This is a genomic window from Thermogutta sp., assembly GCF_039793925.1.
In the GTDB taxonomy this organism is placed as follows: domain Bacteria; phylum Planctomycetota; class Planctomycetia; order Pirellulales; family Thermoguttaceae; genus Thermogutta.
Genome location: NZ_JBAMME010000237.1, coordinates 1 through 24,772, shown reverse-complemented (window position 1 = coordinate 24,772; position 24,772 = coordinate 1). Strand labels below are relative to the sequence as shown.

Annotated in this window: 12 protein-coding genes; 6 read left to right on the top strand and 6 right to left on the bottom strand. The window is 58.4% G+C overall.

Annotation, left to right across the window (positions count from 1 at the left end):
* Both ABJK56_RS10905 and ABJK56_RS10900 read right to left on the bottom strand, forming a co-directional pair.
* The gene (locus ABJK56_RS10905; RefSeq protein ID WP_347244699.1) at window positions 1–8,379 is read right to left on the bottom strand and encodes a tetratricopeptide repeat protein; all 8,379 of its coding nucleotides are present in this window, start codon (window positions 8,377–8,379) and stop codon (window positions 1–3) included.
* A 346-nt stretch (window positions 8,380–8,725) separates the two neighbouring features.
* Complete coding sequence (locus ABJK56_RS10900; protein ID WP_347244698.1) at window positions 8,726–9,853, bottom strand: peptidyl-alpha-hydroxyglycine alpha-amidating lyase family protein; 1,128 nt, start codon at window positions 9,851–9,853, stop codon at window positions 8,726–8,728.
* Window positions 9,854–10,464: 611 nt separating this feature from the next.
* Here ABJK56_RS10900 and ABJK56_RS10895 point away from each other — a divergent pair.
* Both ABJK56_RS10895 and ABJK56_RS10890 read left to right on the top strand, forming a co-directional pair.
* A complete protein-coding gene (locus ABJK56_RS10895) occupies window positions 10,465–11,253 on the top strand; it encodes a CD225/dispanin family protein (RefSeq protein WP_347244697.1) in 789 nt (262 codons plus the stop codon).
* 344 nt (window positions 11,254–11,597) lie between these two features.
* Window positions 11,598–13,007, top strand: coding sequence for a cytochrome B6 (locus ABJK56_RS10890; protein WP_347244696.1), 1,410 nt, complete (start codon window positions 11,598–11,600; stop codon window positions 13,005–13,007).
* Window positions 13,008–13,123: 116 nt separating this feature from the next.
* Here ABJK56_RS10890 and ABJK56_RS10885 read toward each other — a convergent pair whose 3' ends face one another.
* Window positions 13,124–16,414: a TolC family protein gene (locus tag ABJK56_RS10885; protein ID WP_347244695.1), complete on the bottom strand. Its 3,291-nt coding sequence runs from the start codon at window positions 16,412–16,414 to the stop codon at window positions 13,124–13,126.
* Between the two features lie 399 nt (window positions 16,415–16,813).
* Between ABJK56_RS10885 and ABJK56_RS10880 the strand changes: the two genes are divergently transcribed.
* Together ABJK56_RS10880 and ABJK56_RS10875 are read left to right on the top strand one after the other, a co-directional pair.
* The gene (locus ABJK56_RS10880; RefSeq protein WP_347244694.1) at window positions 16,814–17,941 is read left to right on the top strand and encodes a hypothetical protein; all 1,128 of its coding nucleotides are present in this window, start codon (window positions 16,814–16,816) and stop codon (window positions 17,939–17,941) included.
* 199 nt (window positions 17,942–18,140) lie between these two features.
* Entirely contained in the window at window positions 18,141–18,800 is a 660-nt protein-coding gene (locus tag ABJK56_RS10875; RefSeq protein WP_347244693.1) for a manganese efflux pump MntP family protein, read from the top strand.
* A 36-nt stretch (window positions 18,801–18,836) separates the two neighbouring features.
* Here ABJK56_RS10875 and ABJK56_RS10870 read toward each other — a convergent pair whose 3' ends face one another.
* Window positions 18,837–19,196 (bottom strand): hypothetical protein, encoded by a 360-nt coding sequence (locus ABJK56_RS10870; RefSeq protein ID WP_347244692.1) that lies wholly within the window; start codon window positions 19,194–19,196, stop codon window positions 18,837–18,839.
* A gap of 194 nt (window positions 19,197–19,390) precedes the next feature.
* Between ABJK56_RS10870 and ABJK56_RS10865 the strand changes: the two genes are divergently transcribed.
* Window positions 19,391–21,379, top strand: a complete 1,989-nt coding sequence (locus tag ABJK56_RS10865) for a YjhG/YagF family D-xylonate dehydratase (protein ID WP_347244691.1) — start codon at window positions 19,391–19,393, stop codon at window positions 21,377–21,379.
* A gap of 164 nt (window positions 21,380–21,543) precedes the next feature.
* On the opposite strand, the gene ABJK56_RS10860 is transcribed toward ABJK56_RS10865, so the two are convergent.
* Window positions 21,544–22,299 (bottom strand): RsmE family RNA methyltransferase, encoded by a 756-nt coding sequence (locus ABJK56_RS10860; protein WP_347244690.1) that lies wholly within the window; start codon window positions 22,297–22,299, stop codon window positions 21,544–21,546.
* A gap of 144 nt (window positions 22,300–22,443) precedes the next feature.
* On the opposite strand from ABJK56_RS10860, the gene ABJK56_RS10855 reads away from it, so the two are divergent.
* Window positions 22,444–23,319 carry an AAA family ATPase gene (locus tag ABJK56_RS10855; protein ID WP_347244689.1) on the top strand — a complete coding sequence of 292 codons (876 nt, stop codon included), beginning with the start codon at window positions 22,444–22,446 and terminating at the stop codon, window positions 23,317–23,319.
* A gap of 213 nt (window positions 23,320–23,532) precedes the next feature.
* On the opposite strand, the gene ABJK56_RS10850 is transcribed toward ABJK56_RS10855, so the two are convergent.
* On the bottom strand, window positions 23,533–24,264 hold the full coding sequence (locus tag ABJK56_RS10850; protein ID WP_347244688.1) for a site-2 protease family protein: 732 nt from the start codon (window positions 24,262–24,264) through the stop codon (window positions 23,533–23,535).
* Window positions 24,265–24,772: the final 508 nt, after the last annotated feature.

Genomic DNA, 24,772 nt, shown 5'->3' with positions numbered 1-24,772 from the left:
TCAGAACGCCTGCGACGCTTCCACGCCTTTGCGCTTCTGGCGATACATCCGTTGCAGGTTTTCCAACTGCTGCTGCTGGAAGAGCTGGTTGCTTTCTCTGAGTCCTCGCAGGAGTTCATCTTCCGCTCGGCGGCGCGGCGGTTCGCCTGGTTTGGCTGCCTGACCCGGGGCCGGCGCCGCGGCCTGAGGAGCCTGGGCAGCCGGTGGGGCCTCCGGCAGAAGTTCGACTTTTCCGCGATAGAAAGCGTACTTGTCATCCTCGTAGCGTGCGATCACCGTCACCTTTCCGCGGATGCCATCCGCCACAAACACTCCGCGCAAATCGGTCTCGCCGGAGACGAAATCCCCATTGCGACTGCCGATGACTTTCACTTGCACACCCTTGATGAATTTGTCAGAACGATCCTTGATGGTCACCCGGACACGACCGGAGGCTGGGTCTTCCTGCACCTCCAGGGTTAGCGGGGAGACGACAACCATTCCACTGGTGTAGAGGGATTCGCCACGGCACACGACGAGGTAGGCCCCCTCTTTCTGGAACGGCAACTTCAGATCGCGTTCCCGATCGCGGTAGTCCCGGCCGTCGCCGAGAGTAAGCGTTTCTTCGTGCTCCGGTCGGATGCCCGCCAGATTGATTTCCGCGATCCCAGCGAGATCTCGTTTGAGCAGGGCGAATTTAAACAGATCCACGCGGTACGCCCGCACTTCACACGTAGCCAGGTTGCGGAAATGAAGCGGTATCGTGACCGGTTTGCCCGGCGGGATGGTCGTCACTTCGGGAATCTGGATGGCTTTGCGGGTGAAATACTCGATGGCCTCCTTGGCGTCCGAGAATCGCTGGGCAACCATGCCGTAGTACTGGATGGCCTGCCCCGGTTGCCCGAGACTGTGGTAGATTTGCCCCAGAATATAGAGCGCCTGCCATTTGTTGGGACTTTCCACGGTTCGGCCAGTGGTGGGATCTGTTCGCTGCGTCTCCGCGACCTTCTTGCACATGTCGATAGCCTGCTGGTACTGTCCCATCGCGTACTGGCAATAGCCGATCATGTACCAGAAGCTGTCCACGAGAGGACTCTTGGGATAACGCTCGGCATAGCGGGCGGCGGAAGCGGCAGCTTGCCCATAAAACTGCCCCTCCAGCAGTGCATTGGCTGCGGCAAAGGCCGCCTGATCGGCCGCCGGATCCTCTGGGAACGCAGTCAAGAAGCGATCAAGCATTTCCCACGCCAGATGGACCAGGTGGATGCGGTTGATTCGCGCCTTGCGGAGCCGAGGATCGTCTTCCCCTGCCTTGGCGTAAATTCGCTGGGCCAGTGCATACCGGGCGGCCGCCGTGTACGGTTCCGGCGGATATTCCGCGAGAAGGCGGTTCATCACCTCCACGCTGCGGAGAAATTCTTTCTGCTCGTCAAGGAATCCCGCCACGTTGCTGTCGGCCACAAACCGGTTTTCCACAGTGGCGCGGAAGATGAGAAAACTCCGCTCGTATTCGCCCATCCGCTCATAACAGGCCGCGATTTTGAGGATTTTTTCAAACGGGATTTCAAAATCTGGCCATTTGACTTTGAGGATTTCAAAATACTGGACCACCTCATGCGGCTTGTCGAGCTGGAGATAAATGTCCACCATCATCGGGGCCAGCTCTTTGAGGACCTCGTCCCGCACCCGCCAATTTGTACTCCTCAGGAGCTGGCTGAGATACTTTTCCGCCTCCTGCCAGTTCTGTTTGTTGAAAGCAATCTTCCCCAGTTCATACATCTCCTGGGGCGAGAGGACGTACTGATCCTTACTGGGATTTCCCGGGGGAAGGACTTCGAGCTTCAGATTCTCTTCAGAAGAGCGGCTAGGACGAATGACGCCGTAACCTGCAGGATCGTTGGCATCTCGCACGACCACGGCATCGAGGTCGTATTTGCCCGGCACCAATCCCACGATGCGGAAGCTGAATGAAACGCCGGCCGCAGGGTCCCGACGGCTGACGTAAAACACGACTTCTCCCGGCCGGATCTCATAGCGCTCGGAGGTTGTCTGAATGGATTGCGGCACCACAGCCGCCCCGCCGGGAATTGGCACACTGACGATGAGCTGGGTGATCTGGTTGCTCTTTTGATCCCACCCGGGGAAGACATCCACCGATACAATCGCCTGCTTGCCCACGGGAAGCTGAGTGACAGGGTTCACGGGCATCGACCAGCCTGGCTGGGGAATTACCACCCCGGTCCCTGCCAGAATCTCACGTCCCTCCACCTCCAGCGGTGCCGCCCGCAACATGTAACGGTAGGGTGTTTCTCGGGCAACGGTTGTGGCCACGAAATGACTGGCGATGCACTGATAGGTGTAACGGGCTCGCCCTTCCACACGAAACTGAATCCGCTGTTTTCCTTTGACGAGGAATTTCGGTGGAACCAGCAACGACTGTGTGGCAGACAGCGGATCGAGCGAAAGACTGGCCACCTGAAAATCGTTGACAAACACTGTGATCTGGCAACTTTCATTCTGAAATCCCTGGTTGCCGAACCACTGGGTAAGGGCGAAGGCAGCCGGACCGGTAGCCCGATCCGGAATCCAGCGGTTTCCCACACGGTGTGCCAACAGCCAATCGATCTGCCGGGGCAATTCAGGCGATTGGGGAAGGACCGCTTCCAGGGCGAGGGCGTACAGGGCGTGGGCCTCAGCCGGGGACAGTGCTCCAAAGACAATCCGCTCCTCCGGCTTCGGTTCAGCCAGGACGGTGGGGTCGATCAATTGAAGGACTTCCTCCGCCATCGGCTTCCGATCCATGGCAGCCAGGGTCAAGGTCAGGTACAACTTGCCTTCCAGGGAGAGATTCTGTCTTTCCCGATGGAGCCGATTGAGGAGCGCAAAATCAGCCTGTTTCATTTGAGCCAGTGCATGGACAAGGACCGCACGGATTTCATTGTCCTCGGCCGGTGCGCTGGCAATAGCTTGGTTGAGGAAGGCCGTCGCACGATCCATGGCCGGTTGTGCGATTCCATAGCCCGCCGAGCGTGCCAGGCACAGGGCCCAGAAGGCCAGGGCAGACATCCGCGGATCGGAAGCGACTTTTCTTTTGGCTCTTTCTTCCGGCAACACACATCCGATCCAGGCCCATCCCCCGTCCTCCTGCTGGCTGGCAACCAATCCGGCAATGGCAGTACGAATCCGCGCATCGATGACCGGTATCATGGAAACCTCCTGCGGAGCCACTTTGCGTAAATAATCTTGGACGACTACCGCCGTCATCAAATCCGCCACGAGCCTTTCCGCAGGAGTTGACGTTTCCACAAGCGGCAACTTCACCTTTTGGGGTGAACCTGTCACCAGGTCGAGCAGGCTCCGTTCGATGCTCGGTCCAACAACGATCTCCAGCAACCAGGGCGAGCTTCCCGCGACATCTGGCAATTCCAGCCAGGTGGTGGTGTCTCCGATTGCGGACCCACCGCTGGTTTGATATTCCATCACTCCCTGCGGTCGAAGCGGGACGGTATGCGTCACGCTCTCGAGTACCTCCCGGGAGTCTGCGTCAAGGACGGCCAGATGAAACTCCACATTTTGCCGCAGGAGGTCCTCCATCTGTTTTGGATTCTCGGCCCCCTGAAGAGCGTCGTTCCATTCGCCAGGCAGTTCTGTCGCCACGCTGAACGTCACCGAAGCAGGTCCCTTTTTCTGGAGAGTCACCCGCTGCGTATCGGTGCTTCGGCGGGTGCCGACGACCCGCGTTAGCTGAACTTCCACGGTCCCCGAGTCGAAACGGCCGTTGTGGAGCACGACGGGAATTTCGGCTGTATCGCCCAGCCGCAATACCTCGGGCCATTTGATCTCGGCGAAGAAATCTTTCCCGGCTTGGACTGTGATATCGTCTTCGCCCACCAGCGTATCGACTGTGACTCCCTGCGCGATGAGCCGCCAGGTGGTAGCCCGATCGGGAATGGGGATCGTCAGCGTGGCTTTGCCGTCCGGGCCGGTTTCCACAGCGGGATCCCAGAAAGCTGTTTCTGCTGCGGACGAGAGCGGATAAAGCAGGGATCCTTGCTTATTGAGTTGCTCGGCGAGTGCGGCGAGATCAGCTTTTTCCAGTTGCCCGGGCCCTAGGAATTGGAGCCGTCCCTGGGCGTCCAGGACAAGGAATTCCCGCGCCGACATCGTGCTCACTTGCTGGAGATTGGCCTGGGTAGGGAGAAGAAATCGGCCTGCCGCCGAGGCTTTCTCTTCTTCCGCGCGAGCGAAATATTTATCCATCGCGAGCTTCAGTTGGCGCTCACCCGCCGCATTGACAGCGGGAAGTTCCGTCATTCCTCCTTCGAATATCTGTTTTGCCTCGGCCGATTTGCCATCTGTTGGCCGTCCGCTGCGAGCAAGCGCATTGGCCTTCTTTTCCTGTTCCGCTTCGGCCAGTTGCTCCTGTTTCCTTTTTCTCAGCGCCTCCATTGCCGGGATGCCTGGCTGCGCAGCCATTGCGGCGGCATCCCTGTTGGATTCTGCGAAACCACCTCCCATGCCACCGAGGGTGCCCAGAGCCAGACGCGTGGCGGCCTCGTCTGCCTCGAGCTGTTCTCGCTCTTCTTCAGCAAGGAGCAGGCGGTTAATCGGGCGGGTGATTGGTTGGTAGCGGAACTCAATGGTGCTGAGCGTCCGAAATGCCCCCTCCCGCGTTTCGCCGCGGAACCATTCGACCAGCGACGGTCCTCGACCAAATCGCTCCAGCAGCAGCGATTCGACCAGCGCCACACTGACTTGCGCGGGGATCGGTTGTCCCTGGGCATCGGTGGTAATCAGCGTGACCTCCAACTCGTCGCCGGGACTGGGTGTTTTTTTTGCCGGTTGGCCCTTGATTTTCCACTCCACCTTCACCCGCAGGTCGCGCTGGACATCAAATCCGCTTACGGCTTCAAAAAACCGTCGTGGGGGCGGCGTCAGCTCGGCCACGGTATCGCCGGAATCGGCCGACGGTCTCCCTACGAGAGCTCGCTCATCGCGTACATCTCGCATGACGGCCACACTCAGATCGAAGCGTGGTGCCATTTCCCCTGAAATCGGAATATCCAACTCGTTGTCACCGGTCTTTAAAGATACGAGTCGATGTCCCAGAATATGTGCCCCCTGGAAACACACCACAGCCAGGGTAGGCTGCTCTTTCCAGTGGATCCGCACGCGCGCTGTATCCCCCACCCGGAACGTGTGCCGGTCGGCAAATATATGGAGGCGGTCTGAATCTTTGTCATCAGAAACTTTGACAGCGATCTCTCCCCAAATGGGATGCCCAAAGCGATCGGTACCTTCTGCCCGCAGAATGTATTCGCCACCTTCTTCCAGCCGCAGGACAATTCGTCCCGTTCCGTCGCTGTCGGTTTCCACGGGCGTCTCGCTGACTGTCACGCTTCCCTGGATCCGGCCTGCGCGGGTGCGACGCATCGCCTTCAGCACGAGCTTCTCCGCGCATGGTTTTCCTGCTGCATCTTTGGTCTCTACACGCACTTCAAAGCTTTCTCCCGGCAGATAGACCTCACGGGGTGTGCTGAGATGGATAGAAAACCCCTGGATCGCCAGGACAAAATTGACACCGCTTGTGAGGTTCCGCCGGGGCAACACCACCTGGAAGGGAAGCACCTGCGCTTCTGAGTAATCTCGGGTGTCAAAACTGAATCGCACCTCGCCGTTTTCATCGGTGATCGCCGTTTGCACCGGCTCACCCGCCAACTGATAGCGGACCTCTTCCCGCCCCAGTGGCGTGCCAAAACTGAACGCCACGCGAATCGTTCCCTCGATCTTTTCGCCCCGATAGTACACCTGCCGTGGCGTGTCGATGGTAATCTGAACGGGATCGACCTCGAATGAGGTTACCTGAAAGCCACCCTGGAAAACATGACCTTCTCCATCGTCGGCCACGACTCGATACTGGCCGAGTGGGGCCGCCTCGGGCAGGAAGAACTGGTCGTGGAGACAGCCGTAAGAATCAAGCGTCACGTCGATGGCCCGCAACGGACGATTGGCGGAGTCCAAGACCTGAAGGTGAAACTTGCGCCCGACAGGTGCAATCAGCCGGTCTGCTGATCCTTGGGGACTTTCGCTCTGATTCTCGGCCGTCGCGCCGGGAGCTTCCTGGGGTGTTTCCGCCTTTTGGCTACTCGCCAGCCGGATAATTCCCCGCACATTAACGACCTGCCCGGGACGATAAATCGGGCGATCTGTGTAGATCAGTCCCCGGTCTGTCAATCCGCGTGCAGTTGAAACCCCTTCGAGGCTCCACTCGTTACTGGTGACATGCCCGTCCGCGATCGCCAGAACGCTCACCTCCTCGGAGGAGTTTCCGGGCAGTTTTCCCAGATAGATTCCTTCCTCGTTGGTTCGTACTTCCTGAAGCTGGCCGTCACCGGCCGCAACAAGTAAGCGGACACCTGCCCAGGGCTTCGTTTCTCGCATATTCTCAGCGAACACGAAAAGCTCCTCGCGGGATGATTTGACGACGAGATCAAGATCGCTTTGCAACAGAAGCGTGGTCACCTCGAGCGTCTGACTGCTGATAGTGACGGCGGCCACCCCGGCCTTCTGATCACCGGGTAAGGGCAGGGGTATAAATGTTTCTAGCTCCACATACGGCTTGTAATCGGGAATCGTGAATTCGCGCTTCTCGTCCGGATCGATAAGCGCGAGATCCAAATGCTCCACCCCCTGCAAGGTCCGGTACTTGCGGAAGTACGCCTCGGGATCGATTCGGTAAATGGCGATGGTCACTTTTTCGATATTGCGGGTCACCAGCCGAATTTTCGGTATTTCGTCGGAGCGATACACCCGCACGGTTTCGGCCCAGAGTGTCCGCGCCGTCAATTTGGCAATGGCACTTTGGGCCACAGAAGCCAGAGGGCCGGTCACCTTGCGATAGTACTCCAGGGCCTTTTCAGCATCGAGGAGTTTTTCCTCATAGACCTGTGCAATGGTGTAGATGGCCTTTTGCCCCCAGGTGTTGTCAGGATACTTGTCTGCCAGTTGCTGCCACCGTCGGATGGCCTCTTCATAGTTCTTCTGTTGGAAAGCGATAGTCCCCAAGGTGAAGAGAATCTCCGGCGCGCGGCTGTCCAGGGGGTGGCTCGCCAGAAATTTGCGGAAGGCTCCTTCAGCCTCAGAATACTTTTCTGCTTCGTGGAGGCTCACTGCCTCCTGATATTCGGCGTCAATAATCAGAGTTTGCACTTCACTCCAACGCGGGTGTGTGGGGAACTGTTCAATAAAGGTTCGCCAAGTCTCAATCGCCTTGGCAAAACGCTGCTCATTGAGATACACCGATCCCAAAAGAAAGATCGCCTCCGCCCGCTCGGGACTCTTTTCAGCCCGAGGATCGGCCAGGAATTCCGAAAGAACTTTCTCCGCCTCGTCCCAGTGCTGGAGGTGTGCATATCCCTGAGCCATTTGCAGATAGGCGGCTGGCACCCGCCTGTCTTTGGGAAACCGCTCCAAGAACTGCCGCAGGTAGTTGACGCCCTGGCTGAGGTCCTCATCCGTCGCCGGGGACGGCATGCCTCGGGTTTCGGCCAGACGAAAAGCTGCCGTGGCGACTTCTTCCCCAGGTTGATCTCCAAACTTGCTGAGTAAATCTTCCCAAACCCGGCGAGCTTCCACGGTATTGCCCATCGCCAGCAGCACTTCGCCCAAATAGAGTCGCGCCTGAACCTCCCGGGGATCACCGGGGAACTGCTGGAGGAACTCGCGATACGCCGTGGCGGCCTGCAGCCAGGCCGGAGCCAGATGGTGGCAGCGGGCGATCTGAAAGGCAATCCGCGCCCGGACCGATGGACTGGGATTAACCTCTAAAGCCCTGGTGTAAAACTCCCGCGCCTTGTTGTAGTCCGGCTTTTCTTCCATCGGATTAGCCGGCTGGAAATACCGGTCGGCAAACTCAATATAAACGGCAGCCAGCTCTTCACTCCGCTCTGGGGAAAGGATACGCTGGGCCTCATCGCGATAGATGGCCTCGGCTCCCGCAAAATCCCCCTTGCGCGCCAAAGCGAGGGCCTGTCCAAATCGGAACCAGTACCGCCAGGAACTCTTCGGAAAATCCTTCTCTGCCTGTCGAAACACCTCCACCGCCGCATCGTACTGTTGCTGAAGATAGAGTGCGCGACCTTTTAAATACACGAGATAATCCGATTGGGCGGGTTTTCTGATTAGCTCCTCATCGATGAGTCGTACCGCCTCGTCGTAACGGTGGTCCTGGATCGCTTCGGCGATTTCGCGCGGTACCGTGGGCAGACCGGCAAGCTTCTCCAGCCGCACCTCGGGAGGTTCTGGCGATGGGGTCTCGGCCCCAAAGAGAATGACCCCCCCGAACAGCACCAGCACACTGAACAGCAGACCACCGGCCCGGCAAGAATTCATCCGCAACATGGCCGACACTCCCTTCTGCGCTCGGGCAAATTTGTTTCGGGGAAAAAGAAGAGCTTTTGCCATATATCAATTATGGCACGTGCACACAACCAGGAGTGCACCGCGTGCCATACCTGCAAGCCTCACTCCGCTACGGCCCACTGGCGCGGTCCGCTTCCGCGCGAACCCACGACCGTTCTCCCAGCGATAGTGGATGAAATACTAATCCATTCGGCGAGATGTCCGGGGGGAGTAACACCGGAGCCTGACGCCACTTTGACATTGTTTAGACGCACGAAGTTGGCCGCCTGTTCCCGACGGCCGCGGCGGGAGGACTCACGTCTTGGGAGTCCTGTTTGGCTGGGCGTCACTCCTGAGCTTTGGGACGGAAGGGGACGGACCATCCGGGGGCTTTGCGGACGAACTTCTGCACTCGCTTGCCGATGATATCGCAGGCATAAATATTGCCCTGCGAGTCGACGGCGATCCCGTGGACCCAGTTCAGTTCGCCCGGCTTTTCTTTGCCATCTTCACCCTTGGGGACCGTCCAGAGCTGACGCAATCGGCCGCTGGGATCAAATCGCATGAAAAGCTGGTCCTTAGGGGGACAGCTTAACACTTCATCAGTTTCGCGCCATTCCATGGGCGAACAGCCGCAGACCCAGATTTGGTCATCCGCAGTGATCCAAAAACCCCAAGGCACGAGGAGGTCAGACCACACGTCGAGCAGCTTTCCCGACTGGTCAAAGACCTGCACCCGCGCGTTGTTGCGATCGGCCACGTACAGTCGCCCATGGGAATCTACAACGATGGCATGAGGGAGATTGAATTCTCCTGGCTGCGTGCCCATTTTACCCCATTCGCCCACGTAACGCCCTTCGGCATCGAAGTGAACCACTCGCGCATTTCCGTAGCCATCCGTGACGAACACGTGGCCTTCTGGCGTGATTGCCATATCGGTGGGTTTATAGAAATGGGTTTGGTCGCAACCGGGTTGGCCGGGCGTTCCCAAGATTCGCAGAATCTTTCCCTTTTGATCGAGTTCATAAACCGCGTGGTTGCCCACATCGCACAGCCACACATGGCCGCGGTGGTCGATCTTGATGCTGTGCGCAAGCATTCCTTCGAGATACTTGCCGAATACTTCTTCTCCCCAGGTGAAGAGCAATTTTCCCGTCGCCGCATCGTAGACGTGGACAGGTGGAATGGCTCGGGTGTACACCCATACCCGGTCTTGGTTGTCCACATAGACAGAGGGCGTCTGTCCCCAAACCAGGTTCTCGGGTTTTTGGGGCCAGGTGGGATCCACAAAGTAGCATGTGGAAAGAGTGATGCGGGGATAGGGGATCTGCTGGGCAAGATTGGGAACATTCTGCTCACGCGAAGCGGTCTGTTCGGCAGCGACTGTCGCAACGATCCCGCTCAGCAGAGCGATCAGTCCAAGAGTGGTGGCAGTTTTCCAAGTGCATCGCAAAAAGCTAATAGAACGCCTCACGGCACGAACTCCCTAAATAAAACGTTTTTTGTCCCAGAGCAATTCCAGAGTTGCCGTCATTGTGGTGAAACTGAGACGAAAAGTAAAGCGTGCATAGAAGAAGCAGGAATTGCAGGCGGGCAAGAGGTCCCGATTCATCCCCCTGGGAGGCGGTGCAAGCATCCGCACAAGAAATCCGTCCATCATTGCGGCTAGCAACATGTCGACGACTGGTTATTTTGGTTCGCGCCGAAGGGTGATCCAAAGTGTGATCCAAAAAGCCAGCCGGTTGACAGACACCATACCCTGAGTATACTAGCGCTCAGCTTTAGCTGTGCGCATTCAAAAAGCTGATGAGTTCCACTTTTATGTCCTTGAGCAGGCAGTCATGGGCTCACGGATGAATGCGTGGTCTTTCTAGGCAGGGATATAAGGCATTTTGCACAGCGGAAGATCCTGAGATTCGCTCTTCAATGGAGAACTGTAAAGCAGGGCGTCATTCGGAACGATCCAGGTTTTTGACAAGTTGTAAAAAAACGTTAAACAGGCTGGAATCGGGGCAATCTCAGGCATTTACATAGAGGCGTCATCTTTGGGTCCGCTCAAAGTCAGGTACATGATGAGACGTCCCGATGTACTGTCCAAAATGTGGTGCGCTTAACGCAGATCATGCCGTGTTGTGTGGTCAGTGTGGGCAAGCTCTGCAGAATTATGTAGCGCATCAGCAGGTGACTCCGTATCCACCACCATATGGACAAGTGTATCAACCCTCCATGTATCCGAAGGTTCCGAATTATCTTCCGTGGGCCATCGTTGTGACTTTGTTTTGTTGCTTGCCATTTGGCATTGTGGCCATCGTCTATTCGGTCCAGGCAAACAGCTTAGCCAAAAGTGGCAACTACACCGAGGCCCTGAAAAACGCCGAAAAAGCGAGTTTTTGGATGTGGCTCTCCTTTGCCATTGGGCTGGTGGCAACGTTAGCTTATCTGTGGTGGTGGTTGCATCGCTGGCTGAGGGCCATGGTTTTTAAAGACCCTCGCGGTCCGCTGTCATTTCTTCCAACTCCCGTCATCTTTACGGGCGGATTCGTTATTGGCATCACGGGAATAGTTTTTCTTTACCAGTTCGACCCGGCGGAAACTTCCCTGTTCCCTCCGTGTCCTTTTCACTATCTGACGGGTCTGTATTGTCCGGGATGTGGCTCGCTGAGGGCCACGCATGCTCTGCTCCATGGGCGGTTTCTGGAAGCTCTGGATTTCAATCCGCTGATGGTGCTTCTGTTGCCGTTTTTAGTGCTTTGGGGAATTCGGCCAGGCTGGTTGGGAGACGCCTGGTGGGGCTGGGGCCTTTTGGGCCTGATCATGATGTATTGGGTTGTCCGCAATATCCCGGTGTTTCCATTTTCTCTGCTTGCGCCCTGAGCCTGAGGGGCACTGTTGCCGTGACCGGAAATGAGGGGGCCCCACCTGTCGCGGCCGGCGAAGGTTGGCCGGGGCCCGCTTGGGCCCGCACAGGGAATTTTCCGGGGCGGCCGTACGGTTTTAATCGCAGCCAGTTGCGATGGAAGCACCCACCAACCATTCGCCATTCGCTCTTCGCCATTCGCCAGGTCTTAATCGCACCAAGTTGGGATTGAAACTGTTGTAATCTGGCTCGCAATGAGGTAGATTAGGTGGCGTGATGTCGGGAGTCTCTTCTCGGTTGGCTCAGCTCTCCGGGGAGGGCGCGAAATGGGTCTCTGTTCGAAAAAAGCAGGAGGCGAGCGATGAAACGCATGCTCACGTTTCTGGGGATTGGCGCGTTGGCTGGGTTAGGAGTTCTCCTCCTGTGTTTAAAGGCGACGGTTTGGGCTGAATCACCTCAAACAAGGAGCAGCTATTCGCCCGTCGTGATTGAGGAAGATTTCGAGACAATTGTCAAGCGAAAGCAGGCGGAAAAGCCTAAAATCCGCGAAGAGCACATGCGTCTGCTTGAGGAACGTTACGATCTGAGCGACCGCCCGGTACCGGGGGTCACGATGTCCCGTGGAAAACCGGTGCAGGGGGGTGTGCGGGTGAAGCTGCCGCCGGGAGTGAATTCTTGGGAAGAGCTAGCCGCTATGTCACCGGAGGAGATCCGCAAACGTGGCCTTTATCCTAAGGGTTTTCTCCCGCTTCCGCATCCTAATCATCGAGAGGGCGGAATGGTGTTCCCGGAGCACCACATCAAAGAAATCCTTAAGCAGGAAGGCCGAGACCTTACGCGGTTTGATCTCGACTTTGACTTGCCCGAACACCTTTTGCCGGAGTATCCACCGGCAATCTATCTGACGACGCGTCCCGATCTCGGTGACGTTTCTCAGGGCAAAGTGGTGACGCTTCAGAACTACTTTGAGCTGTTCAATGGAATTCTCAACCCTAAACAGCTCGAAGGATTGCGGCTGCTTCTCACTCCTTTCCCTCAGCAACAGTTTAATGCGACGGACGACCGGCGAAGTCTCAAGCCGAGTATGGGCGTGACGTGCTTTGATTGCCATGTCAACGGCCACACAAACGGCGCCACCCATCTTGTTGGCGATATTCGGCCCCAGGAATTTCGGCACCGGATTGACACACCTTCGTTGCGCGGCGTGAACATTCAGCGGTTGTTTGGCTCGCAGCGAGCTCTCAAAACCGTGGAAGACTTCACGGAATTCGAGCAGCGCGGCGCCTACTTTGATGGTGATCCGGTGATGGCCACCAAGAAAGGCGTCAATGTTCTGGAACGCGGAAGCCAGGTTCATTTCATGGCGGAATTCATGGCTATCCTGGACTTTCCCCCGGCTCCCAAGCTCAACGTGTTTGGCCTACTTGATCCGGAAAAGGCCACCGCTTTAGAACTGCGAGGGCAAGAAATATTCTTCGGCAAGGGACGCTGTGCTACCTGCCACCTGCCGCCGTACTACACGGACAACCTCATGCACAACTTCCGCACCGAGCGGTTCTTTGAGCCGCACATGGTCAACGGACATATGATGACCGGCGACGGACCGATTAAGACCTTCCCGCTCCGCGGCCTAAAAGACTCGCCGCCGTATTTGCACGATGGTCGTCTTCTGACCATCGAAGATACGGTTGAATTCCACAATCTCGTATTGGGCACAAAATTGACCAAGGAGGAAAAGGAGGCTTTGACGGCCTTCCTGCGGTGCCTGTGACCGTTCCCCGGTGGGGCACCTGCTGCGCCCCCGCGGAAGAGGATGGTTCATCCAAGGCTGACAGAGGGGACCTGACAAATAGGTCCCTCCGACGACTGCCTGCAACCGACCCTGTCTCACTTGGCAGGGGAATTGTCCTGGATGGTGGCCACTCCCTCTTCTTCCATCTCCAGAAGAGCCTGGAGGGGAGGAAGAAGTTCGTCCGGCAGTTTGTCTTTTCTATCACCAAACATGGCCTGAATCAACCGGGATTCGTCATGGTTGGGTGCTGAATGAGCCCGAGGATCCTCCATCGAAAAAATGCTGGAATCCCCCGGTGGCTCGGCACTGGTGTGGGAAGGCCCCGCCTGGGAAGTATTCTTTCGGTAAGCGGCCAGCCGCTCGCGAAGCCTCTCCATGGCCGGCGAAAGTTTACCCGATGAAGGAGCGGCCTCTTTCGGGGAGGTCGCCATCGGAGTTGATGGGCCGACGGGAACTTGCTGATCGTCCGAGAGCTGATTGATTCCCTGTCGGTGTCCCATGGCCGTGCGAAGGGCCATCAGGCCGCCTTCTTCGGCTTGCGGTTGGAGGTTTGCGCGTGCCACTGGCTGGGAACCACCACTTTCACCAGAATTTTCCTGGCGGTTTTGTGTCAGCGGTGGAAGCGGCTGGACGCCGGTTTGCGGTTGTGGGGTGGGGAGGGTCTCCGGCTGGAACGGAGAGCCCTCAAGAGCGGACTGACCGCGAATCGGCCCGGGGTCAATCCACTGGCCACGCTCGTCCAGTTGCATCGTCCCCATCTGGAAATCGAGGATCATGCGCTGGACTTCGTAATCGACCCAGGCACCCAGGAATGCATTTTCAGCATCCAGCAGAGAGGAGAGCGCCTGCACAAGGTCCCGGGCGGTGTTGACACCGAACTGCGAGGTCTCGCCGGGCCGTGGCGGTGCCCGCAGTCGCTCTCTTGCCAGGTCCACCTGGGCGATGGAAACCAGCACCGCCGACCGCCGCAACTCGAACGTGCTCTGCCCCAGCCGAATGTTCCGCAACGTGTCGCGGAGACTTTGCGCGATCTGGTCCTCGAAGGCCATGTAATCGCGGCGTGCCCGCTGGAAGTTAATCAGCGCTGTGCGATACTGGTTGCGTTCCAGCAAGCGTGTGAACGGGGCATCGAAACGGAAACCGACTCTCAGCTCACCGGTGTTGCTGTTAAAGCCGAAGGGATTGTCGCCAAGTGTTCGCACATCTCCACTGAATGTGACATCCAGATCACTACGCAGCCGGTTGGCAGCAATTTGAATCTGCCGCCACTGATCCACCAGCGCCGCCCGGGCATTCATCCAGTCGAGACGGTTTTCCCTAGCAATTTCCAGGGCCTCCTCGGGTGTGATATCGACCGGTGTGAGCATCACACAATCCAATCGTGCCCGTGCCTGCACAAGCGAGAGATCGGAGATCTGGAGGAGAAGCGGTTCCAGAATCTGCAAAGCTACCTGCTCTTTGGGGGCCTTCTTCAGCTTCGCCAGGTTCTCCTGGAGCGAATCGAGTTGCGATTGCAGGGTCTGCATCTGGGCGCGTGCGTCGGCGTATTTGGTTTGGAGGGCTGACGCCTCCTCGGCGGTTGCCTGCGCCATTTGCTCGGAGAGCTTGCTTAGTTCTTCTTCGGCGGCTTTAAGTCGGGCCTGGACATCTGTAACCTGCTTTTCCAGTTCCGCGACCCTGGCGTTGGCCACACCATCTGGATCGTCGATAAATTTCTTGAACTCGTCCAGGACATCTTTCATGGGGCGGCGTTCCACGCGCCGTTCTCCCCGCGCTGCTGGCAACTTTCCTTCCAGGAGTAACTGGAAATCTTCATTGACGGCGCGAGCCCGCTCATCGAGATCGGCGATGGCTTTTTCGGCCTGCGTGAGGCCTTCCAGTGTCTCTTCACCAGTGACGGGTCTGGAGTAGAATTCCCGCAGTCGGACGCGTCGTTCCGGTAAGAGCTTGTTGAGGCGGTCAATATCTTCCCGGACGATTTCCACCTGCCGGCTGACCCGCTCGTAGATGCTCCGCAAACGATCGAGCCAATCCGGTGGTTCCGGTGTTGCCGGGTCTCTCAGGGCTCGATTCAGGAGTGTCGTCTCGCGCTGCAAATTGAGCAACTTGGGATCGATGAAGTCGAACTGCTCGAGGAGATTGTCGGAGATTTCCACGGGCAAATCCGGTGGCAAACCGAGCGTCAGTTTGAAGCTATCCAGTTGCGACTGGTAAGCTGTTCGCAGGGAGAGAAGTCGGCTCTGCGCGTTGTACAGGGACTGGAGGGCCAGGTCCACCTGATAGCGGTCGATGCGATCCGCCTGGTGAGCGGCCAGGAGTTGTTCGTAGCTGTCTTCCAATCCCAGCACGTTCTGTTCCTGATTACGAATTTGGACCTGACTTTGCAACAAGCCCAGCACACCACCCCGGCCGGGACTCACCCCCGGAGAGAGCGACCCGATCGTAAGACCTCCCGGACTGGGGCCGGTTCCGGGATTTGTCCCCGTGACGATCTGCAAATAAAAGCCCCGCTGATAATGGGCCATCTGACGAATGTTGGCCAGGAGATTGCGCTCGGCCTGGGTGAGGCTCTCCAGAACCACGTGCCGTCCTCCGGCGCGGAGCAACGGCTGCACGAGAGAGAAATTCAGAAGCGAAGCCGAGGCATAACTGTCGCCACCCGAGTACTGCCACACCAAGGAATTGGCAAAACCGATGAGCAGCTCCGCGCCGGTTGCGCCCAGTTTTGTCGCCCGCGCGTCAGTGTCCAGCTCGAGGAGACTCCGCGATCCTCCCGCGCGCTGCGGACCATCGGCTGTGAAAAACGTGGAATGCCCGCCGAAAAATTGCACGTCGAAACGAAACCGTTCTGCCGTCACGTTCAGAGCCGAAAGATAAAGGTTCTCAAGCTGCCGCTGATATTCCCGGGAATGAACGAGCGCAATATCGACTGCCTTGGCCCGGTCGAGCACCACAATCCCGCGCTCGTCACGCGGCAGATACGCCCGCCAGAAAGGGTTTTCCACATAGAACGTATCCCCGTTGTCATGCCAGTGAGGCCAGCCCTTCTTTCCATCCACATAGTGCATGAGCTGGTGGGAAACCGGATCGTCGGGCGGCATCGGTTCGGCATCCGGACAATAGGGGTCATAAAACCGGGCTTCTTGCTGCGGATAGACGGAACTTTTGCGGAGCTTCCACCGGGGATCCACCTGACCCCGCTGAATGAGCGCAGCCACTTCGCTATCCGCCTGGTGGCGATATGCCGTGCGATGACAACCCGAACTTGCCACCAGTACAACAAGAACAAAGACAAACACCAAGCGTAAACACCCGGAAAGAAATGCCCTGACGACAACTTGCGGATGGACTTTCCAACTGGGCTGACAATGGGCGGGTGATAACATGGGCAACCTGCTCACTCCACCAAGAGGGCATCCCGAGCGATATCTAGCGGCGAACAATCCCCTCCAACGCTAATTGCGTTTCTCGCTGCTTGAATAGGTTCGACAGGAAAAACGGGCAAACTTAAACGATTGTTTGAGATATTCCGTGGACAACAAATTTGACACCTCTCCTCCCCCTAAGCGGGGGCTGTTCTGGCACATTCTCACAAAGAATGGCTAAAGCTTGACACGGGCGGGGGGGCTAAATACCATCGAGCATAACGGAAGGCCATCGGCCAACGGGGCGTGAAGCCTCACAGGAAGGGGGACGGAACGATAGCGGCTCATCCAGGGATGGAACACGCAGTTTTTGGTCCTGTCAACCGAGGTGAGAAATCTCCGGTCACTGGTGGAATCCCAATGAGCATTTGGAATAAAGTTCTCATCTCCCTGCTGCTACTCGCCTCGCTGGCTATGTGGTATCTGGGAATGCGGGCGCTCGCGACCCATCGGGCATGGCGGACCGCGGCCGAAAAATTGCAAGCCGAGCTCGCCCAACTGGAAAAGGATCGCGAACGCCTGATCAACGGCGATGCCACCACCAAGGGCCTGCGCCAGTTGCAGGTGGAGCTGGCGAAGTATACGTTGCAACGCGGACGAGTGTGGCGCGGCTGCCGCCCGATGCAGGTTAATGCTCGACAGGATCCCCAGGCAGGATTCGTTGTCCAGGTGAGTGTGACGGTCGATCAACTGGGACTGAGCGGCCTGCAAAACGTTCAGGAGTTGCCCGTCGATTCCGCTGTTTATCTCTTTGACGAACGTGACATCCGCCAGGGGGGAAGTTACCTGGGGGCCTTTCGCGTTGCCGCGGTCAATCCCCGACAGGGTGATCAACCGGCTATGGTGCAGCTTGAATCGACGGGCTTTTTGACCAACCGAGAAGTGCAGCGAATCCAGGCAGCAGTTCAGGCTGCTCAGCAGGGACAACTCGGTTGGACCATCTGTGAACTTCTGCCCACCGATGACCATGAGATCTTCGCTGGCCTGGATGCCCAAACACTGGCAGCCATCTTCCCCAAAGACGTTGTGGATGAGTACGTTCGCGATGGCAAGCCGGCCGATCCCAACAATCCCCAGTCGCCTCCGTACTGGCGGAAACTTCGAGACTATGAAGTGGCGCTGCGGACTCTTTCCCTCAAACGAGCGGAACTTCTAGACGAAATCGCTTCTCTGACCGCCGACAAAAATCGGCTCGATGCATGTCTGGCTGATGCCAAACGGGAAGAGCAGGCGCGAGATCAGGAAATCGCCCAGCTCAAACAGGAGCTCAGCCGGAAGGAACACGAACGTGACCTGGCCCAGAATTACTTAAAAACTGTGGAGGACACTCTTGCCCGCGTCACTGCCGCGCGGGATCGCCTGATCCAGGAGAATCTCAAGACCGCCGAAGAACTTGCCCAAGCCCAGTTGAAAGCGCGGGATCTCATCGAGCAGCGTGTCCGCAGTATGGCTCAGGGAGAAACACCTATCCAAACGGCCGCCCGGTGAAAACTCCGGCTTTCATCTCACCGCAGGGGCATCACCCGTCGCTTTGGCATTGATGCTCGCCACGGGATCGCGTCCTCCACTCGCTGTCCCATTGACTCGGCCGTGGAGTCGTCTGGTCGAGTGCTACACGGGGAACTGGTCTTCCCCAACCCGTGCTTTCATTCTGGAACGCGTTCCGATTTAGCGTGAGTAAGCACGCTTGTGGCTCTCCACGTGGGCCAATGGAACAGGTTACATTGTAAGGACGCGACTGTTTGAGCAGCAATCATTCCGTTTTGATCCCGAGGTAGAGCGAGTGGACCTGCTTTCCATATTTGGCGTGGCCCTGGCATTGGCGATGGACGCGCTGGCGGTGTCCGTCGCCGTGGGGTTGCGGCTTGCTCACGTGACCGTCCGACACACCTTCCGCATTTCTTTTCACTTTGGTTTTTTCCAGTTTCTGATGCCTATTCTGGGCTGGTTGGGGGGAGCCCAGTTCGCGTCGGCCATTGCGGGGTGGGATCACTGGCTTGTTTTCGCCCTGTTGGGCGCTTTGGGCGGGAAAATGATCTGGCAGGCGTTGACGGGAAAGATGGATACCTGGACGAACGATCCCACCCGCGGGTGGAGCCTGGTGAGCCTGTCCGTAGCCACCAGTTTGGATGCCCTGGCCATCGGCGTGTCACTGGCGTTTTTAGGAGGATCAATATGGCTGGCCGCCGTGATCATCGGCCTCGTTGCGGGGATACTCAGCATGATTGGGATTCGGGCGGGGAATCGACTGGGACGCCACTTTTCCCAATGGGCGGAGGTCGCGGGAGGATGCGTCCTTCTCCTGGTGGGGTTTCGGATCCTCCTGACCCATCTGATCGTTCTCTGACCTACCCCGACAGGCACAGCTTGGCGGCGACAAGGTTTACCACCAACCGCTCAGTCGGACCCAATGGATGAGCACCCATCCGATCAGACCGCCCACAATGGTCAAAATAGCGTGGACCTTCCACTCTCGCATGGTGGCAGGCTGACCGTCTGCCCGCTTACCATGATAGCGGTTGATGTCCAACCAACGAGCCAGCAGAACACCTGCCAGCGCTGCCCAATATATAAGGTCCACCAAAGAAAAATCGCCGTGATGATTGACAATCGACACCCCGCAGAGAACCGCCACAAGATAACCGAAGATCATCCAGTACAACCGAAGCAGACAACCGGCCGGGGATTGCGTTTGTTCAGGGGTCGGCTGGCCTTGGGAAGAATTGTCGGGCTGAACCATCATGCTCCTCCGTTCGGAAATACATCGCTTCCGATTCGGATGGCGGCCCGACCACCCGTAGAAAACCTGCAGTTTTGCAACTGCACCCTTGGCGATTCGTCATACAGCGTGATCCAAAGAGGTAAAACTGATAGGCTTATTCTAAAAGTGCCGCTGTTTAAACACAACCCGAGCCAAATAGAAAGGCCTTTGTCTCGATGACGGAAGCATCCCATTGCGGTAAGTTCGATGCGAATGTCGAAGATCCCCTTCACGCGGGCGATCGCATTCCAGAACCACTTCGGGTCCACAGCGCCGGACCGGACGGAGAACTTCCCTTCGACGATGCGCTGCTCCGTTACAGTCCCAGTGGCCATCTCTTCGGAATGTCCCAGGACGTAGGGATGGGCTGGGCTCCCGAGGACACGCTCCGGCCCCGGTTCGTCATCCTCAGCACGTTAGGTGGACTGCGCGATCCCGACGGCCGCCCCATCGCTTTGGGTTACCATACCGGCCATTTCGAGCTCGACGACGCGGTGCGACAGGCCGCTGAAGAGATCAAACGGTGTGGCGGGATCCCCTACGCAGGTTACTGTTCCGATCCCTGCGACGGCCGTACGCAGGGCACTCCCGGCATGTTTGATAGCCTCCCCTACCGCAATGACGCGGCCATCGTCTTTCGTCGCCTTGCCCGCTCCATTCCCAACGCGGTCGGCGTGCTGGGCGTGGCCACGTGTGACAAAGGCCTTCCCGCCATGATGATGGCTCTCGCCGGACTGGGGCATCTTCCGTCGGCCATCGTGCCGGGCGGTGTCATGCTGCCCACCACGCGCGGCGAAGACACGGCCCAGGTTCAATCCCTTGGCGCCCGCTATGCCCAGGGGGAAATCAGCCTGGAACGGGCAAGGGACGTGGCATGTCACTCCTGTGCATCGCCTGGCGGTGGCTGTCAGTTTCTGGGGACGGCCGCCACCTCCCAGGTTGTGGCAGAGGCCCTCGGCCTGACGCTGCCCCATGCCGCACTGGTGCCCTCGGGGCAGGAAATCTGGCGCGATCTTGCGCGACGAACAGCCCGGGCCCTCATGCGCATGGCCGAGCAAAAGCTCACCGTCCGCGACATCCTCACCGAGGCTTCTGCCCACAACGCTATGGTCATTCATGCGGCCTTCGGCGGCTCCACCAATCTCATCCTCCATTTGCCCGCGGTTCTCTTCTCCGCGGGACTCCCTCGACCCACCATCGAGGATTGGGAACGCATCAATCGGCAGGTGCCGCGACTGGTGGACGTCCTGCCCAATGGTCCGCGGAATTTTCCCACTCTCTATGTCTACCTGGCGGGCGGCGTGCCCGAGGTCATGCTCCACCTCCGCCGACTGAACCTGCTCCGCCTCGACGCCCGCACAATCACCGGCAAAACCTGGCGTGAAATCCTGGAGTGGTGGGAACACTCTCCGCGGCGGCAACGGGTGCGGGAAATCCTCCGGCAGCAGGCCGGAGTCGATCCCCACGATGTGATCCTCTCTCCCGAAAAGGCCCAGGCTGCGGGCATCACCAGCACCACGTGCTTTCCACGCGGTAATCTTGCTCCCGGCGGCTCAGTCATCAAAAGCACAGCCATCGATCCCCAGTTGCTCGACGCACATGGTGTCTACGATCGCACGCTGCGAGCCCGGGTGTTCGTCAGTGAGGCCGACGCTGTTGCCGCGGTGAAAGGGCAACTCGCTCCCCCGGTTCAGCCCGGGGATGTGGTAGTCCTTATCGGGCGAGGGCCACTTGGCTCCGGAATGGAAGAGACATATCAGCTCACCTCGGCCCTGCGGTATCTCCCCTGGGGACGAGAAGTGGCCGTGCTCACCGACGCCCGATTCTCCGGCGTCAGCACCGGAGCCTGCGTAGGCTGGATAACGCCGGAAGCGTTGGCCGACGGGCCCATTGCCCGCGTCCGAGACGGAGATCGAATCCGTATCCGTATCGATACGCAAAAGCTGGAAGGCTCCGTCGACTGGGTGGGCGACGGAGTGCGGGAGTATCCGCCCGAGGAAGCCGCCCGCATCCTCGCGCAGCGTTCGCCCCATCCGCAGCTCCGGCCTGACCCAAGGCTCCCCGAGGATACCCAATTGTGGGCCATTCTCCAGGCGGTGAGCGGTGGTCCATGGGGCGGATGCGTGTTCGACCTGGACATCCTCCGCCGTCGGCTGGGCGGTTGACAAAGACCATCCGCTTCACGGTGTCCACAAACGCGGACCGAAAATCGGAGGGGCACGCTTATCCTGCCCGATGAAGTGCGTGGGATCATCCAACGTTTGGCGGCGGACGTGACAAGCACGTCCCTCCGATAACCGAGGGGCACGCTCGTCGTGCCCGATGTAACTTACGACCAGCGCACAATCTCGCGCCCGACGCCCAATAAAGCGGCCAGCGCGATGGCCGCCGTCTCCACCCGCATAATCCGGGGACCCAAATCCAACAGGTGCCATCCACGGCTGCGGGCGGCATCAACTTCGGCAGAGGTAAATCCGCCTTCAGGCCCCACCGCGATAAAAACCGGCACTTGCTCCAGCTTCTCACTGCCAAATGGCATTCCTTCCTCCGACGATGGAAGCCCCTCGCGTTTTGCAGATTCCCTGGGATGGGCCAGGTATTTCGCGGCGGTGGGCTCTATCGTCTCTAGAAACGACTCCCAAGCCTGCGGTTCTGTGATTGTCATCAAACGATTACGGCCGCATTGCTTGCTGGCCTCGATGACAATTCGGCCGAGCCGGTTGACCACATCCTTTCCCGGCCGAACAACGGTACGTTCAGTGACCAGCGGCACCAGCGCGGTCACGCCCAACTCGGTCAACTTTTCCACGAGCATCCGTTGGCGGTCACCCTTGGGGAGCGGAGCGGCAACCGTCAGGGAGAACGGCAGTTCGCGCTCAATGGCGCATCGCTCCAGAACCCGCAAAGTGACGTTACGTTTGCCTATTTTCTCCACCTCGCATAAATACTCGTTTCCCAGGCCGTCAAATAAGTTGACCCGGTCGCCCACCCTCGCCCGCATCACATGGATCAGGTGATGGGCTTCCGGCCCCTCCAAAACGGCCTCGGTGCCGGTCATTGTCGGGCAGAAAAATCGCTCGGCCATGATCGCTCGTTCCTCGGTATGGTTAACCAAGATTAAGAAACTCTGTCGATTTTACCGAAGAGTTTCACATGACGGGCTCTGCTCAAGCTCGGGATTTTGTCTCGGCCTGCCAGCGCGAACGCTCCTTCCAACGGAGAGACTTGTATGAGCGGTCCCAAAGCTCGGACCGGCATCGCCGCACGCTATCTGGCCTACTGGGGTTTAAGTTTTCCCCCGTTTGGTCCAGATTGGGCACCACAGCGCTTTTTCCTGACGAGTACCGCTGAGGAGGCACTCGCCCGGGCGGAGTTCGCCGTCACCCGCGGTTACGCAGCAGTTCTCATTTCCGGCCTGGCGGGCGTCGGTAAAAGCTGGTTTCTGCGGTGGATGATCGATCAGTGGAGAAGTCCCCGGGCAATGGGGTTTTATCTTTCCACATTGGGGCGTTCGCGGGAGCTCTGGTTGACGGAACTTGCCATGCAACTGGGCGTCATCCAGCCGCCGGGGTCCCCTGTTCGTCTCTGGCGAGAGATCTCCCAGCGCATCCTTGCCGCCTGCCTTTCTGATCAGCCGTGCGTTCTCGCGGTGGACGATGTGTCGTCGGCCGAGCCATCACTCATCAGCATGTTGTGGGCCCTGGCCCAGCTCACCGCCAGGGGGCGTCATCCCACGCTGGTGCTGGCTGGTCGTTCGGAAAGCACTTTTTCTGGCAGGGAGCCCTTCGCCGACTGGATTGACATGCGGATCGTCCTTGAGCCGTGGTCTGAAGAGGAGGTCCTCCGATTCTTGTGCTACCGAATTCAAAGTGCTGGACGAGAACCGAAGGACGTGTTCACAAAAGATGCGATGGAGAACATCTCCCGGCTCACCGGCGGCATTCCGCGGCACGTCAACCGACTGGCCGAGTGGTGCCTGGTCGCCGCCGCAGGTGCTGACGTGCGGCCTATCGACGGGGAGTTGGTGGAAGAGGTTTATGACGAGTTCTACCGCCATTTGGACACCGAGTGGCAGATCAGCCAGAGCGCCCTCGTTTCCTCGTAACACCATTCCGCCTGGTGACAAGGCACTGGCAAGCCGCGGAACAGAGAACTCCTTTCCACAATCGGCAACTGCTGGCACCAAACTGTCCAATGCAGGTGGACTTGCCGGGCACACCGCCTGGCCTGCCGCTCGGCTCGAATCCCACGGCTCTATCCTCCAGTGGCCACTCTGTCCAGGACTTCTCGCGAAATAATCCCCCCGGCGGCCTCTGGCTCACCACAGTTGCGGGCCGCGGAGTAATTGGTAGTTCGTGTATGCTAGATAACCGAAGAGGATAGCCAGGAAAAAGTTGCTGGACAGAGCGGCCCAAAAGGCAACCCCTGCTCCCACCAGAAAAGAAATCTGAGCGGCGCGAAATGTTCCCCAACTCGGATCACGGAGGCCGAGAATTTCCCGAAGGATTTGACCGCCGTCGAGGGGAAGCACTGGAAGCAGGTTGAGAATCCCCCAGCCCACCGTCACGAAGAAGAGAGAATTCACAAATTCGGTCATCCAGGGATGGCCAAGCTGGGTCACCACATAAATCCCGATCGGCCATCCGACAACGGCGGCCACGGGTTGGCCAAGAGCCAAAAGCATGCCTGCCAGCACCGCCGCGAGGAGGAAACCCGTGCCGGGACCGGCCGCCAGGATGACAATTCGTCCCAGAGCACGCGGCGGTCGGACAAATGCGTCTCGCATCCCGTACTCGGTGTATCCCCCCAAACCGTAGAGCGTAATCCGAGGGTAATATCCGAAAGCCCGCATTGTCAAAGCGTGGCCCAGCTCATGGACGAGTACCGCGATGAAAACCGCCAGGACCCAGCCGACCAGAGTAAAAAGGTCACCTGCCCTGATTCCTAGAAAGGCCGCCACGACCCAGAAAAACGGATGGACCCGCACCGGGATTCCTGCGATCGTGAAGTACAGGTCGTAGGGTGTTTCATGAGGTTGAAAGGTATTCACAATAATCCCCGGGGCTGAAAGGCTTCCAACTGAGATGTTACCCGCCACGATCGAAAAATCTGCCGCAATGGATACGTTATTTTAGTCTGTTGATCCGGCACGCCCCAGCCTCGCTGGGGATTAAAATGGGCTCCGTGGGTGGAGAGTCGCGCATCCCAGGGAGTGGTAAAAAGGGCGCATGCCGCGGCGGTGAGAGCGGCGCCAAGCATTGGGGCGGGACGTGTCGGTTGTGTCCAACGGCTTTCCAGGGACGCGCCGACCTTGCCCGGTTCGTTGCGGGGGAGGCTTGTCGTTTCCGGTGAAACTGCGCAGAGGCCCCGTTTCCTGCGCCATGGCCTTTGCGGGTAATCCCTGCGAGGGTGCAGGTGCCATTTTCGGGAGGGGGGACAAGGCGCGTGATGCGGTGATCCCGGGGCCGCTGCGGCTAAGGGATCTGGGGGGTGGACAGGGCAGGGGGAACCGCGGGACGCGCTGGCCCCCTTTCGAGAGGGGACGCTCTCGGAAGAGA

Coding starts and splice junctions, on each gene's coding strand:
- ABJK56_RS10870 (WP_347244692.1), bottom strand. CDS start 19,196: ATGATGGTTCAGCCCGACAATTCTTCCCAAGGCCAGCCGACCCCTGAA.
- ABJK56_RS10895 (WP_347244697.1), top strand. CDS start 10,465: ATGTACTGTCCAAAATGTGGTGCGCTTAACGCAGATCATGCCGTGTTG.
- ABJK56_RS10890 (WP_347244696.1), top strand. CDS start 11,598: ATGAAACGCATGCTCACGTTTCTGGGGATTGGCGCGTTGGCTGGGTTA.
- ABJK56_RS10855 (WP_347244689.1), top strand. CDS start 22,444: ATGAGCGGTCCCAAAGCTCGGACCGGCATCGCCGCACGCTATCTGGCC.
- ABJK56_RS10905 (WP_347244699.1), bottom strand. CDS start 8,379: ATGTTGCGGATGAATTCTTGCCGGGCCGGTGGTCTGCTGTTCAGTGTG.
- ABJK56_RS10860 (WP_347244690.1), bottom strand. CDS start 22,299: ATGGCCGAGCGATTTTTCTGCCCGACAATGACCGGCACCGAGGCCGTT.
- ABJK56_RS10885 (WP_347244695.1), bottom strand. CDS start 16,414: ATGTTATCACCCGCCCATTGTCAGCCCAGTTGGAAAGTCCATCCGCAA.
- ABJK56_RS10880 (WP_347244694.1), top strand. CDS start 16,814: ATGAGCATTTGGAATAAAGTTCTCATCTCCCTGCTGCTACTCGCCTCG.
- ABJK56_RS10865 (WP_347244691.1), top strand. CDS start 19,391: ATGACGGAAGCATCCCATTGCGGTAAGTTCGATGCGAATGTCGAAGAT.